Source organism: Acidovorax sp. 56 (genome assembly GCF_002749705.1).
In the GTDB taxonomy this organism is placed as follows: Bacteria; Pseudomonadota; Gammaproteobacteria; order Burkholderiales; family Burkholderiaceae_C; genus Acidovorax.
The window spans coordinates 1,070,957-1,084,029 of sequence record NZ_PEEV01000001.1; the positions used below are offsets into that span (position 1 = coordinate 1,070,957).

Annotated in this window: 9 protein-coding genes; 6 read left to right on the forward strand and 3 right to left on the reverse strand. The window is 66.9% G+C overall.

Annotation, left to right across the window (positions count from 1 at the left end; translation table 11 throughout):
* The first annotated feature begins 17 nt into the window (after window positions 1-17).
* Entirely contained in the window at window positions 18-311 is a 294-nt protein-coding gene (locus CLU88_RS04625; protein WP_099655582.1) for a helix-turn-helix transcriptional regulator, read from the forward strand.
* A gap of 49 nt (window positions 312-360) precedes the next feature.
* Here CLU88_RS04625 and CLU88_RS04630 read toward each other — a convergent pair whose 3' ends face one another.
* From CLU88_RS04630 to CLU88_RS04640, 3 genes are all read right to left on the reverse strand, one after another.
* Window positions 361-2,334 (reverse strand): tetratricopeptide repeat protein, encoded by a 1,974-nt coding sequence (locus CLU88_RS04630; protein ID WP_099655583.1) that lies wholly within the window; start codon window positions 2,332-2,334, stop codon window positions 361-363.
* 276 nt (window positions 2,335-2,610) lie between these two features.
* Entirely contained in the window at window positions 2,611-3,897 is a 1,287-nt protein-coding gene (locus CLU88_RS04635; RefSeq protein WP_099655584.1) for a M20/M25/M40 family metallo-hydrolase, read from the reverse strand.
* 117 nt (window positions 3,898-4,014) lie between these two features.
* A complete protein-coding gene (locus tag CLU88_RS04640) occupies window positions 4,015-4,953 on the reverse strand; it encodes a LysR family transcriptional regulator (RefSeq protein WP_099655585.1) in 939 nt (312 codons plus the stop codon).
* 108 nt (window positions 4,954-5,061) lie between these two features.
* On the opposite strand from CLU88_RS04640, the gene metE reads away from it, so the two are divergent.
* The 5 genes from metE to CLU88_RS04665 all read left to right on the forward strand — a co-directional run bounded on the left by metE (window position 5,062) and on the right by CLU88_RS04665 (window position 12,896).
* The gene (gene metE / locus CLU88_RS04645; protein ID WP_099655586.1) at window positions 5,062-7,455 is read left to right on the forward strand and encodes a 5-methyltetrahydropteroyltriglutamate--homocysteine S-methyltransferase; all 2,394 of its coding nucleotides are present in this window, start codon (window positions 5,062-5,064) and stop codon (window positions 7,453-7,455) included.
* Window positions 7,456-7,630: 175 nt separating this feature from the next.
* The gene (locus CLU88_RS04650) at window positions 7,631-8,152 is read left to right on the forward strand and encodes a MarR family winged helix-turn-helix transcriptional regulator (protein WP_099655587.1); all 522 of its coding nucleotides are present in this window, start codon (window positions 7,631-7,633) and stop codon (window positions 8,150-8,152) included.
* 168 nt (window positions 8,153-8,320) lie between these two features.
* The gene (locus CLU88_RS04655; protein WP_099658653.1) at window positions 8,321-9,748 is read left to right on the forward strand and encodes an efflux transporter outer membrane subunit; all 1,428 of its coding nucleotides are present in this window, start codon (window positions 8,321-8,323) and stop codon (window positions 9,746-9,748) included.
* A 166-nt stretch (window positions 9,749-9,914) separates the two neighbouring features.
* A complete protein-coding gene (locus CLU88_RS04660; RefSeq protein ID WP_099655588.1) occupies window positions 9,915-11,252 on the forward strand; it encodes an HlyD family efflux transporter periplasmic adaptor subunit in 1,338 nt (445 codons plus the stop codon).
* Between the two features lie 12 nt (window positions 11,253-11,264).
* Complete coding sequence (locus CLU88_RS04665) at window positions 11,265-12,896, forward strand: DHA2 family efflux MFS transporter permease subunit (protein ID WP_255410639.1); 1,632 nt, start codon at window positions 11,265-11,267, stop codon at window positions 12,894-12,896.
* Window positions 12,897-13,073 lie beyond the last annotated feature (177 nt).

The window sequence follows — 13,073 nt, forward strand, 5'->3', positions numbered from 1 at the left end:
TGCCTGCCCACCTGCCCATGACCCAAGCCACCACCGCGCCCCTGGTTCTTCACATGCCCGCCCCCAGCGCCAGCGAACTCAAGGCCGCCCGCATTGCCGCAGGCCTGAGCCAGGTGCAAGCGGCAGAACTGATGGGCTACCCGGTGCAGCAAGGCAGCCGGGGCGGCCTGCAGTCGCGCACCTGGCAAGCGCTGGAGAGCGAGACCGACGAACGCACCATGCAAGGCCCGGTGTTTGCCATGTTTTTGCTGCTGACGGGGCAGCACCCTACGCACGCGCTGGCAGACAAGGCACTCATCAGCGTCTCGTAGAACCTGAGGGCCTACGTGCGCGAGCGCCGCGCCGCCGCAAGCCCCCTCGTCAACGGCGCTCGCGCATCGCCTTGAACAGCAGCAGCGTGCACACCGCCATGCCCACCAGCGGGATGGCGGCCAGCAGCGCCACCACAGCGCGGGCCAGCGGCGACCAGTCCAGGTCCCCCGTGGTGCGCCACGCGCCCACAGCCCCCACCAGCCCAAACGCCATCAGGCCCATGCGAAAGCTGGCACCGGGTTTGAAGAAAGCAATCACCAGCACCACGTTGGCAATGCCCACCATCAAGGCCAGGTGGCCCCAGTGCATGGAAACACCGGTGCCCTGGTGCCCCCTCAAGGCGTCGCTTTCTTCATCCTCATCGTCATCCACCCGCTGGCGTGACCTGCTGGGTGGAGTGCCAGATGGCGCCGCAGCCGCCGCAGGGCCCATGCCCGTGGTCGCTGCCGCTGCGGCCCCACCCATGGCCTGGCGCACCACCGGGGCGGGCCCCGCCGCCGGGGCCAGACCACGCTGTTGCAACACCGCACGCAGCTGGCCGGGCTCGCGCAGTGCCGCCACCAAGGCGCGCACAGGGCCTTGCTCGTTGGGTGCCAGGCGCAGGTCGTCCACCCGCATCGTGGTGCCACCTGCGTTGGCCATCATGAACAGCGCCTTGGCCACCAGCACGTCCTTGGGGCCACCGGTACCCACCTCGATGAAGGTGCCCAGGTTGTAGGTGGCATCGGCATGCCCGGCTTCAGCCGCCTGGGCATACCAGGTGCGGGCCTGGGCTGCGTTCGCCGGGCCACCTTCGCGGCCATGCTGGTCGGCAATGCCCATGTACTGCGCTGCATGGGGGTTGCCCTCGCGCGCAAACCAGCCCACAAAATCGCGGGTGGCAGTGCCTGTCCAGACCTGCGCAGCAGCGCCCACACCCGTGCTGGGTTTGGCCTCTACAGGCGCCAGGCTCAGGCCCTGGGGCGATGCCGCTTCGTCCTTGCGCTGCTGGCGTTTTTGGGCCTGCTGCCGCTGCTCTTGTGCTGCGGCACTCCATTTAGCGGCAGCGGCCTTGTCCACCGGGCCGCCCCAGCCATGCTCGTGCATCAGGGCCAGCAGACGCTTGGCGGGCTCATGGTCCCATTCCGTAGCACGCTGGCACCAGTAGCGGGCGTTTTCAAAGTGGGGCTCTTCCCAGCCGATCACGACCTCCAGCGCCCAATGGAAGGCGGCCACCTCGTGCCCCAGCGCAGCAGCGACCTCCAGGCCGCCCGCAGCTTCGATGCGCTTGCGGCTGTACAGCATCGTCTGTTCGGTGCGGTCAAAGGCATCGTCCACTGCCTTGCGCTCGGCGTCGATCAGTTGCAGCAGTGGCTCCCCGGCTGCGGCCTTCAGCCGCGCCAGCAAGGCCTGGATGCGCACCTTGGCTTCGGGCGGAAATTTTTCAAAAAATGCCTGCGCATCCGCCTGTGTCTCGGCGTCGTGCGCGCCCATCAGCTGCAGCGCCGCCCCCAGGTCAAAGTGCCTGCGCTGGCCCAGGATGCCAAAGCGCATGGCCCGGCCCAGGGCATAGATGGCGTGTGGGTTGCCGCGTGCGGCCCAGGCCCGGTACTCGGCCCAGGCGGTGGCGTCGTCACCCGCTTTGCGGGCACGCAGGGCGCGGTGCACCTGCAGGTCGGGCTCCTCGGGCACGTCGCCGTTGCCCAGGTAGTGCACGCCACTTTGCGGGTCATACAGGCTCAGCCCCAGCCGGGTGGCCTGGGCCCAGGCGTGGTCAAAGGCATCGTCCCAATGCGGGGTGCGGGTGTTGATGCCAAAGCCCAGCGTCGGGAAGGTGGTGACGCCTTCCTCGCTACCGTCCAGCCACACGTCCATATCTTCTGGAAAGCGCGCGTGCAGCGCCTGGCCCCAGAGCAAAAACTTCGGGTTCTGCGCCGTCTCAGGCCCGTCGGACACGCGCTCGAACTGCGCGTCGGCCTCGGCCTTGGTGGTGGGCCAAGGCCAGTCGGCGGGCTTCTCCCACAACTGCAAGGTGTAACTCATGCATCCCTCCCGGCGCAGCGTTGGCGCTTTTTTGTGAAGGGGCAGATTTTAGGATTTGAAAAAAAACAGGCTGTAGCGCTTTAAATACAAGCGCTAGCAGCTATTTAATTCATAGCAAAAGACAACATGGGCGTGCCGCTCAGAGCGGGCCGCCGCGCCCAGCGGTGCCCTGGCAGGCGGCAAAAAAACCCCACGCGGACAGGCCGGTGGGGTTGACCAGGGGGCAACAAGGGCGCGTGGCGGGCATGCGCCCCCCGCTTCAGCCACCAGTCCCCATCACTTCAGCACGCCGCGCGAGATGTCCATCACCATGCGCGCGGCCAGGTACAGGCGCGGCACGATGGTGTTGATCTGCACGTACTCGGCGTCGTTGGAGTGAGCGCCGTAGCCCGACAGGCCCATGCCCTCGACCACCGCGCCCTTGGTTTGGAGCGCTGCAAAGGCGGCGTCGGTGCCGCCGCCGGTGGCTTTTTCCACCACGTTCAGCGGCATGCCCAGCTCTTGGTAGATGACCTTGCCATAGCCTGCCACGCGGCGCGATACGTCATTGGCTTCCAGTGGGGGGCGGCGCACTTCAAACTTCACATCCACCTTGGATGCGGGCAGCAGCTTGCTCTTGACCTTCTCTTGCAGGCTCTTCTCCAGCCCGTCAAAGTCCGACACGCGCAGCGCACGCGCATCGGCCTGGGCCGTGGCTTCGGCCGGAATCACGTTGCGGTTGGTGCCCGCCTTGGACACCGTCCAGTTCAGCTTGAGCCCCTCGTCGGTCTTGGACAAGTCCTTCATTTGCAGCAACTGGTGCGACAGCTCGTACAGCGCGTTTACGCCATCCTCTGGCTTGGCCCCGGCGTGCGATGCCTTGCCCTGCACCGTGAGGTAGGCCGCGCCAATGCCGCTCGTGGCCAGGCGCAGCGTGCCGTCGGTGCCTCCGCCTTCAAACGAAAACACCACATCCTGCTCGGCCGCCACGCGGGTGATGGTGCTGCGCCAGCCGGGCGAGCTGATTTCTTCATCGCCATTGATCAGCACGGTGAGCGTGCCGTAGTCCTTGAAGTTGAGCTTTTGCAGCACAGCGATGGTGTGCAAGATCAGGGCAATGCCCTGCTTGTCGTCTGAAATGCCCAGGCCATAGGCCTTGTCACCATCGATGCGAAACGGCTGGCCTTTGAGCATGCCTTTCAGGTACACAGTGTCCATGTGCGCGATCAGCATGATCTTCTTGGTGCCCGTGCCCTTGAACACGGCTTGCACCGCAGGCCCCACCTTCTCGGGCGTGTCGTCCAGGCGGTAGACATCGCTGGTCTGCAGCACCTCCACCGCACCGCCCAGTTGCTTGAGCTGGCCAGCAATGCGCTCAGCAATCTGCTTGAGCCCCTCGATGTCCTTGCTGCCCGACTCGATGTGCACCAAGTCGCGCAGGGTATCGAGCAGCGGCTGCTGCTCTTGCTGGGCCAGGGCGTGCACATCGGCCACGGGCGCAGCCTGGGCGGCCAGCGCAAAGGCCATGGCCAAGGCGGCCATGAGGGGGCGAATCACAGAAGGGGCAGTGGACTGGTGTGGCATGGGTGTTCGAGCAAAAAGGAGGACGCGGAGGTGGAGTGGATGGCCATTATGGGCGCATGAAATACAAATTTCACACCCAACGCGTTCTGCAACATCCGTGCCAAACCCTGCGCGCCATCACAGCAGCTCCACGCCTTTGAGCGTCACAAAGCTCGTCTCGCGCGTGACCTGCACAAAGTCCTGCAGGTACGGCTTGGCCGACAGGCTGGGCAGGCAGGCGGCGTGCAGCTCGCCGCGCAGGCCTTTGTCGCCAGGTCCTGCCGCAATAGGCCGCGCCGTCACATAGCCCCGGTCCAGGTAGCTTTGCACCGCCCACAGCGGCAGCGCTGCCACGCCGCGCCCGCTGGCCACCAGCTGCAGCATGGCCACCGTGAGCTCGGTGGTGCGGCGCGGGGGGCGCACGCCGGCGGGCTCCAGCACCTGGCGGATCAAATCGAGCATTTCGTCGGGCACGGGGTAAGTGATGATGGTCTGGTCGGCAAAGTCCTGCGCCACCAGGTGCGGCTTGGCCACCAGCGGGTGCGTGTTGGCCAGCAGCGCGCGGATCTCGAAGCCAAACAGCGCGTGATAGTCCACGCCCGCCTCGTCGGCATCCACCTCGGACACGATGGCCACATCGGCCCGGCCCTGGTGCAGCAGGCCCACGGGGTCGGCATGGAAGCCGCTCACGATGTCCAACTCCACCTCGGGCCAGCGGGTGCGAAACGCGTCCATCGCGGGCATCAGCCAGTCAAAGCAGGTGTGGCATTCCACCGCAATGCGCATCTGCCCACCCTGCCCCAGCACCAGGCGGGCGATGTCGCGCTCCGCCCCTTCCACCTGCGGCAGCATGGCATCGGCCAGCGCCAGCAGGCGCTCGCCCACGGCGGTGAACTGCGGCGGCACCGATTTGCGCTCAAACAGCGGCTGGCCATAGCGGTCTTCCAGCAGCTTGATCTGGTGCGACAGCGCCGACTGCGTGAGGTTGAGCAGCTGCGCGGCCCGCACCAGGCTGCCGCTGTCACGCAGGGCCACCAGCGTGCGCAGGTGGCGCACTTCCAGAATCGACTGGTTCATTATTAATTTTCAAGTTGATCTACCAAAACTTTCGTTTGAATAATAAACGAGCCCGCGCGACCATCGGTGCCTTCATTGCATTGCTCCATTCAGAAGAAGGAAATCACCATGTCGCTCGCTGCAGTCGCCGTAACAGCCGCCACCCGCCGCCCCGTGCTCACGCACACCCTGGGCTTTCCGCGCATGGGGGCGCAGCGTGCGCTGAAATTCGCGCTCGAATCCTTCTGGCGCGGCGATAGCACCGAGGCCGAGCTGCAGGCCACCGCTGCCCAGCTGCGCCAGTTGCACTGGCAGGCGCAGGCCGACGCAGGCCTCGGCTTTGTGACCGTGGGCGACTTTGCGCTGTACGACCATGTGGCCAACCACATCCAGCTGCTGGGCTGCGAGCCTGCGCGCTTTGGCTTTGACGCCCACACGCCCGAGCTGGCGCGCTACTTTGCGATGGCGCGGGGCGTGTCGGCCCACGCTGCTGCCGACCACGCAGGCTGCAGCGCCGGTTGCCAAGCCAAGCACCACACCGCTGGCCAGCCCGCACTGGAGATGACCAAGTGGTTTGACACCAACTACCACTACCTCGTGCCCGAGTTCAGCGCCCACACCCAGTTCCACCTGGCCAGCGAGCGCCTGTTTGCCGAGGTGGCCGAGGCCCAGGCGCTGGGCCACCGCGCCAAGGCCGTGCTGCTGGGGCCGCTGAGCTTTTTGTGGCTGGGCAAATCCAAGGCGGCGGGCTTTGACCGCTTCAGCCTGCTGGAGCAACTGCTGCCGGTGTACGAGGCCGTGCTGGCGCGCCTAAAGGCCCAGGGAGTGGAATGGGTGCAGATCGACGAGCCCATCCTGGGGCTGGACCTGCCCGATGCGTGGCGCCATGCGTTTGAGCCCAGCTACTGGCAACTGGCGCGCAGCGCGCCCAAGCTGCTGCTGGCCACCTACTTCTCGCCCCTGGCCGAGAACCTGCGCCTGGCCTGCCAGCTGCCCGTAGCCGGCCTGCATGTGGATGCCGTGCGCGCGCCCGACGAGCTGGTGGGCGTGGCCGACTGGTTGCCTTCGCACAAAGTGCTGTCGGTAGGCATCGTGGACGGCCGCAACATCTGGCGCACCGATCTGGATGCGGCGCTGCAAAAGCTGCGCCCCGTGGCCGACAAGCACCAGGGCGAGCTGTGGCTGGCACCGTCCTGTTCTCTTCTGCATGTGCCGTTCAGCTTAGAGGCCGAAACGCAGCTGGATGGCGAGGTGAAGTCTTGGCTGGCGTTTGCGGTGGAAAAACTCGATGAGCTGCGCGTGCTCTCCACCGCCTTGTCGCAAGGCGAAGCGGCGGTGGATGACGAACTGCACGCCGCCCGCACCGCCCTGGCCGCGCGCCGCGCCAGCCCGCGTGTGCACCGCGCCACCGTGGCGGCCAGCATTGCTGCGGCCGCGCCAGGGGCCGATCAGCGCGCCAGCGTCTTCCCTGCCCGGCAAAAGGCCCAGCGTGCGCGACTGAAGCTGCCGCTGTTGCCCACCACCACGATTGGCTCGTTCCCGCAGACGGCGGAGATCCGCGCAGCCCGTGCCGCCTTCAAGCGCGGGGCACTGGATGCGGCCCACTACCAGCAAAAGATGCAAGCGGAAATTGCCCTGGCCGTGCGCAAGCAGGAAGCCCTGGGCATTGACGTGCTGGTGCATGGCGAGGCCGAGCGCAACGACATGGTCGAATACTTTGGCGAGCAGCTCGACGGATTTGCCTTCACCGCCAACGGCTGGGTGCAAAGCTATGGCTCGCGCTGCGTGAAGCCGCCCATCATCTACGGCGATGTGGCCCGCCCTGCGCCCATGACGGTGGGCTGGACGCAGTACGCGCAGAGCCTGACGCCCAAGCCCATGAAGGGCATGCTCACCGGCCCCATCACCATCCTGCAGTGGAGCTTTGTGCGCGACGACCAGCCCCGCGCCACCACGGCCGACCAGATCGCCTGGGCCATCCGCGACGAGGTGTGCGACCTCGAAGCTGCAGGCATCGCCATCATCCAGATCGACGAGCCCGCCATCCGCGAAGGGCTGCCGCTGCGCCGCGCGGGGTGGAAGAGCTACCTGGACCGCGCCACGCGCGCCTTCCGCATCAGTGCCAGCGGTGTGCGCAACGACACGCAGATCCACACCCACATGTGCTACAGCGAGTTCAACGACATCCTGCCCGCCATCGCGTCCATGGACGCGGATGTGATCACGATTGAGACGAGCCGCTCGGACATGGAGCTGCTGCAAGGGTTCGGTGATTTCCGCTACCCCAACGAGATCGGCCCCGGCGTGTACGACATCCACTCGCCCCGCGTGCCTGGCGTGCAGGAGATGGCTGCGCTGCTGGAAAAAGCCGCCGAGGTCGTGCCCGTGGAGCACCTGTGGGTGAACCCCGACTGCGGCCTCAAGACCCGGGGCTGGCCCGAGACCGAAGCCGCCCTGCGCCACATGGTGCAAGCGGCGCAAGCCGTGCGCGAGCGGTTGCTGGAGGAAGCGGCATTGCAGTAATTTATGGGCCTAGCGCTTACCAATAAAGCGCTAGAAGCTATTAATTAAATAGCAAAAACCATCCCGCCGAGGTGCAGGCCAGAGCCTCCCGCCCTCCCCCAATGGCCCTCACGGGGACTCAGGAATTTAGTAATTGCCAAGACAATAATTGTCTAGTCAATTAAATTCCATCCCCATGACTTCCGCCTCCGACACACCCCGCGCCTCAGCGTCTGCGCCCGTCTTTTACCGCGCCGAGCACTACCAAGCCCATCAGCTTCAGCCTGAAAACAGCGTGGGCTACCTGCTGCGCAAGGTGATGTCTTCCATCCGCACCCAGGCCGATGCACAGCTGAGCACCCATGGGCTTACCTACGCCCAATGGATGCCGCTGTTCAAACTCTCACTAAGCGACCAGGCCACCGTCGCCACCCTGGCGCGTGACCTGGAAACCGACCCCGCCTCCATGACCCGGTCACTCGACCGCATGGAAGCCAAAGGCCTGGTGGTGCGCGAGCGCTCCACCGTAGACCGGCGCGTCGTGCAAGTCACCCTCACGCCCGAAGGCCAGCGCATCGCCGCACTGGTGCCCCCAGTGCTGGCCGATGTGCTCAACGGCCACCTGAGCGACTTCAGTCACGACGAGTGGCAACTGCTGCTGAGCCTGCTGCGCCGCATGCTGGTGAATGGAAAACCCCCTGTGCCGCCTTCCCCCTGAAGGGGGGGCGCCACCGGTGGCCTGGCAAAACCAGCTCCACGGTGGCCCTGGCCTGGGTCGTGCCAGTGCCAAACGCCCTCGCTGTCCTCCACACAACACCCCAAAACCATTCTGGAGAATCCCGTGAACACCCCAACAAACACCCTGCCCTCCACCCGCTCGGCCTTGATGGCCCACTTCGCTGTGTCGGCATTGGCCCTGGCGGCAGCCATCTTCCTGGTCGGCTGCGCAAGCCCTGGCCCCAGCCACACGCCACTGGCGCAAACCACCCCAGCGGCCCTGGGCCTGAACGCAGCCACGGAGACCGTTGCCCCCGCCCAGTGGTGGACCACGCTGGGCGATGCGCAGCTCAACACCCTGATCGACCAGGCCCTGCAAGGCAACCCCAGCCTGGCCGTAAGCCGCGCCCGCCTGGAGCAAGCCGTGGCCCTGAGCCAGGTGCGCGAGGCCGCCAACGGCCCGCAGGCCACGCTGGGTGTGGACGCCACCCGCCAGCGCTACACCGCCAACGGCCTGGTGCCCGCACCCGTGGCTGGCAACACTTACAACAGCGGCACCGTGCAGGCATCGCTAAGCTGGACGCCCGACTTTTTTGGCCAGCACGCTGCTGAACTGCAAGCCGCCCTGGGCCAGGCCCGCGCCGCCCAGGCCGATGCGGCCGCTGCCGCCAACACCCTGGCCGCCCAGGTCGGCCGCAGCTACGTGGCCCTGGCCCGGCTGGTGGCCCAGCGCGACGTGGCCGTGCGTGCGCTGGAGCAGCGCGAGGAACAGCGCAAGCTCACCCAAGAGCGCACCGCCGCAGGCCTCGACAGCCAGGTCGAGCTAACCCAGGCACAGGGCGCCGTGCCCGACGCCCGCACCCAGATCGAAGCACTGGAAGAGCAAATCACCCTGGGCCGCCGCCAGTTGGCCGTGCTGACGGGCCAGGCACCCGATGCCTTGCCTGCGCTGGCGCCCCGGCTCACCGCGCTGCAACCCACTGCGGTGCCCGACACCCTGGGCGCAGACCTGCTGGGCCGCCGCCCCGACGTGGTGGCAGCCCGCTGGCGGGTAGAGGCCGCCACCCAGGGGGTGAACAGCGCCAAGAGCGAGTTCTATCCCAACATCAACATTGGCGCATTTGTGGGCCTGAACTCACTGGGGCTGGACAAGCTGTTCAACGGCAGCTCGCGCCAGATGGGCGTGACACCTGCGCTGCGCCTGCCCATTTTTGACGGTGGCCGCCTGCGCGCCCAACTGGGGGGCCGCCAGGCCGAACTGGACGCCGCCATCGCCCAATACAACGGCGCCGTGCTCGATGCCGTGAAGGAAGCGGGCGACGCCGTGGCCTCCATCCAGTCGCTCACCCGCCAGCAGGCACTGCAAGACGACGCTGTGGCCAGCGCAGAAAAAGCCTACCGCTTTGCCCAAGACCGCTACCGCGCGGGCCTGGGCAACTACCTGGTCGTGCTGAGCACCGAAAGCCAGGTGCTGGCCCAACGCCGCCTGGCCGTAGACCTGCGGGCCCGCCAGTTGGACACGCGCCTGGTGCTGATGAAGGCATTGGGCGGCGGCTGGACCGATGACACGGCGGTGCTGCGCACCGCTGCGAAATAAGCGCAAAAGTCCAACGCAGAAAGCCACTCAACGCCCCTTCATGCACACCCCACCCGTTCACGCTGAGCCTGTCGAAGCGCCGCGCAAGGCTTCGACAAGCTCAGCCCGAACGGTTGGAGGAAAACAAACAAAACCATAAACAACACATTCCCGAAAGACCACTGCCATGACCGCTGCCAGCGAACCCCTCACCGCCAACGAAGCCAACACCGCCCGCCGCCGGGGCCTCACCCTCATTGCCGCCGCTGTGGCCATCGCTGCCCTCGGCTGGGGCGGCTGGCACTGGGCCAACGGCCGCCATATCGAAACCACCGACAACGCCTACGTAGCAGGCAACGTGGTGCAGATCACGCCGCAGATCGGCGGCACCGTGGTGTCCATCGGCGCCGACGACACCGACTTTGTGAAGGCGGGCCAGTTGCTCGTCAAGCTGGACCCGGCCGATGCCCGCGTGGCGCTGGAGCAAGCCGAGGCCCAGCTCGCCCAGACCGTGCGCGAAGTGCGCACGCTGTTTGCCAACAACTCCACCCTCAAGGCCCAGGTGAGCCTGCGCAGCGCCGACCTGGCCCGCGCCCAGGCCGACGCCGCCCGCATGCAGGACGACGTGACCCGCCGCGCCCCGCTGATGGCCAGCGGCGCCGTGGGCAAGGAAGAGTTCCAGCACGCCAACGCCCAACTGACTGCGGCCAAGAGCACCGTGGCCGCCGCCCAGGCCGCCGTGGTGGCCGCACAAGAGCAACTGGTGGCCAGCCAGACGCAGACCGAAGGCACCTCCATCGAGCAGCACCCCAATGTGCAGCGCGCCGCTGCCCGTGTGCGCGAGGCCTACCTGGCCGTGCAGCGCGCCCAGCTGGTGGCACCGCTCGATGGCCATGTGGCCAAGCGCGGCGTGCAAGTGGGCCAGCGCGTGCAGGCAGGCGCCCCGCTGATGACGCTGGTGCCGCTGCATGACCTGTGGGTGGACGCGAATTTCAAGGAAAGCCAATTGCAAACCCTGCGCATCGGCCAGACCGCTGAGCTGGAAGCCGACGTGTACGGCACCAAAGTGGTCTACCACGGCACGGTGACCGGGCTGGGTGCTGGCACGGGCGCGGCCTTTGCGCTGCTGCCTGCGCAAAACGCCACGGGCAACTGGATCAAGGTGGTGCAGCGCGTGCCCGTGCGCATTGCACTCGACCCCAAGGAAGTGGCCGAGCACCCGCTGCGCGTAGGCCTGTCGATGGAGGTGAAAGTGAACACCGCCGACCAAAGCGGCAAGAGCCTGGCCGACACGCAGCGCACCACACCCGTGGCCGCCACCGCCGTGTTCGACGCGCAGTTCAAGGCTGCCGACGACGAAGTGGCCCACATCATTGCCGCCAACCTGGGCCGCAAGGCTACTGCGGCCATCGCAACGGCCCCCTCCAGCAGTGCCAAGGCGGCCAGCCAAGCCACGGCCGTGCCCAACCAGCACCACGCATCGGCCCCGGCACAACCCGCCGTGCAAACCCCTGTGGTGCAGTAAGCGGGGCGCATCATGACTGCCGCCAACCCCACCGCTGCCCCCGCAGACCAGGCCCCCGCCCAGGCGGCCCCTGCAGTGGCTGCGCCCCCTGGGCCGCCACCAGCCTACCCACCGCTCAAGGGCACGGCCCTGTTGCTGGGCACGCTGTCACTGTCGCTGGCCACGTTCATGAACGTGCTCGACTCGTCGATTGCCAACGTCTCCATCCCCGCCATCGCCGGTGACCTGGGCGTGAGCCCCGGCCAAGGCACCTGGGTGATCACCAGCTTTGGCGTGGCCAATGCCATCTCGGTGCCGCTCACGGGCTGGCTCACGCAGCGCTTTGGCGCGGTGCGCCTGTTCACCATGAGCGTGCTGCTCTTCGTGCTCACCTCCTGGCTGTGCGGCTTTGCCTCGTCGCTGGAGATGCTGGTCTTCTTCCGCGTGCTGCAAGGCCTGGTGGCCGGGCCGATGATTCCGCTGAGCCAAACCCTGCTGCTGGCCAGCTACCCACGCGCCCTGGCAGGCACGGCGCTGGCGCTGTGGGGGGTGACCACGCTGGTGGCGCCGGTGGTCGGGCCGCTCTTGGGCGGGTGGATCACCGACAACGTCTCCTGGCCCTGGATCTTCTACATCAACGTGCCCGTGGGCCTGCTGGCGGGGTTGCTGACCTGGGGCATCTACCACAAGCGCGAGACCCCCATCCGCAAACTGCCCATCGACACCGTGGGCCTGACGCTGCTGGTGCTGTGGGTGGGCGCGCTGCAACTCATGCTCGACAAGGGCAAGGAGCTGGACTGGTTCGCCTCGGGCGAGATCATCACCATGGCCGTGATTGCCGTGGTGGCGTTTGCCGTGTTTTTGGTATGGGAGCTGACGGACAAGCACCCAGTGGTGGACTTGAAGCTTTTCAGGGGCCGCAACTTCACCTTTGGTGCGCTGGCGTTGTCGGTGGCCTACGCGCTGTTCTTTGGCAACGTGGTGTTGCTGCCGCTGTGGCTGCAGCAGTGGATGGGCTACACCGCCACATCGGCCGGCATGGCGCTGGCGCCCGTGGGCGTGTTCGCGATCTTGCTCACACCGCTGGTGGGCAAAAAGGTAGGCCAGTGGGACCCCCGCCGCATGGCCACGGGTGCGTTCATCGTGTTCAGCACCGTGCTGTGGATGCGGTCGCAGTTCACGGTGCAGACGGACTTCATCCACATCCTGATCCCCACGTTGCTGCAGGGCGCGGCCATGGCGTTCTTCTTCATCCCGCTCACCACGCTAACGCTGTCTGGCATTGCGCCCGAGCGCATTCCGGCAGCGGCGGGCCTGTCCAACTTCGTGCGGATCACCGCCGGGGCCATGGGCACGTCCATTGCCACCACGCTGTGGGAAAGCCGCGCCGCCATGCACCACGCGCACCTGACCGAAGGGCTGGTGCAGGGCCAGGGCGTGTTTGCGCAAACGCTGGACGGCCTGGTGGCCTCGGGCCTCACGCAGATGCAGGCGCTGGCGCAGATCAACCGGCTGATTGACCAACAGGCGTTTACGCGGGCGGCCAACGACATCTTCCTGGGCTCGGCAGGGCTGTTCCTGCTGCTGATCGGGTTGATCTGGCTGACCAAGCGCCCCGCCAAGGCGGGTGGCGCAGGCGCTGCCGATGCCGCCGGGGCCCACTGACGGGCCATTCAGCACCAACGGTGCCGCCCACCACGGTGTGCCCGTCACCCGTGCAGGCCGTTGCGCCCCTCGCGCAGACCCTGCCTGCGCGAGGGGGCCGCCTCTTTATTCTGGGTAAAGCCCGCCGAAAGCCCCCAAAGCACGGCGCACCGGCCCTGACACCCCGCATACTCGGGC

Bases quoted from the DNA above. Each gene is read 5' to 3' on its own strand.
- CLU88_RS04625 (WP_099655582.1), top strand. From the start codon at position 18: ATGACCCAAGCCACCACCGCGCCCCTGGTTCTTCACATGCCCGCCCCC.
- CLU88_RS04630 (WP_099655583.1), bottom strand. From the start codon at position 2,334: ATGAGTTACACCTTGCAGTTGTGGGAGAAGCCCGCCGACTGGCCTTGG.
- CLU88_RS04635 (WP_099655584.1), bottom strand. From the start codon at position 3,897: ATGCCACACCAGTCCACTGCCCCTTCTGTGATTCGCCCCCTCATGGCC.
- CLU88_RS04640 (WP_099655585.1), bottom strand. From the start codon at position 4,953: ATGAACCAGTCGATTCTGGAAGTGCGCCACCTGCGCACGCTGGTGGCC.
- metE (WP_099655586.1), top strand. From the start codon at position 5,062: ATGTCGCTCGCTGCAGTCGCCGTAACAGCCGCCACCCGCCGCCCCGTG.
- CLU88_RS04650 (WP_099655587.1), top strand. From the start codon at position 7,631: ATGACTTCCGCCTCCGACACACCCCGCGCCTCAGCGTCTGCGCCCGTC.
- CLU88_RS04655 (WP_099658653.1), top strand. From the start codon at position 8,321: ATGGCCCACTTCGCTGTGTCGGCATTGGCCCTGGCGGCAGCCATCTTC.
- CLU88_RS04660 (WP_099655588.1), top strand. From the start codon at position 9,915: ATGACCGCTGCCAGCGAACCCCTCACCGCCAACGAAGCCAACACCGCC.
- CLU88_RS04665 (WP_255410639.1), top strand. From the start codon at position 11,265: ATGACTGCCGCCAACCCCACCGCTGCCCCCGCAGACCAGGCCCCCGCC.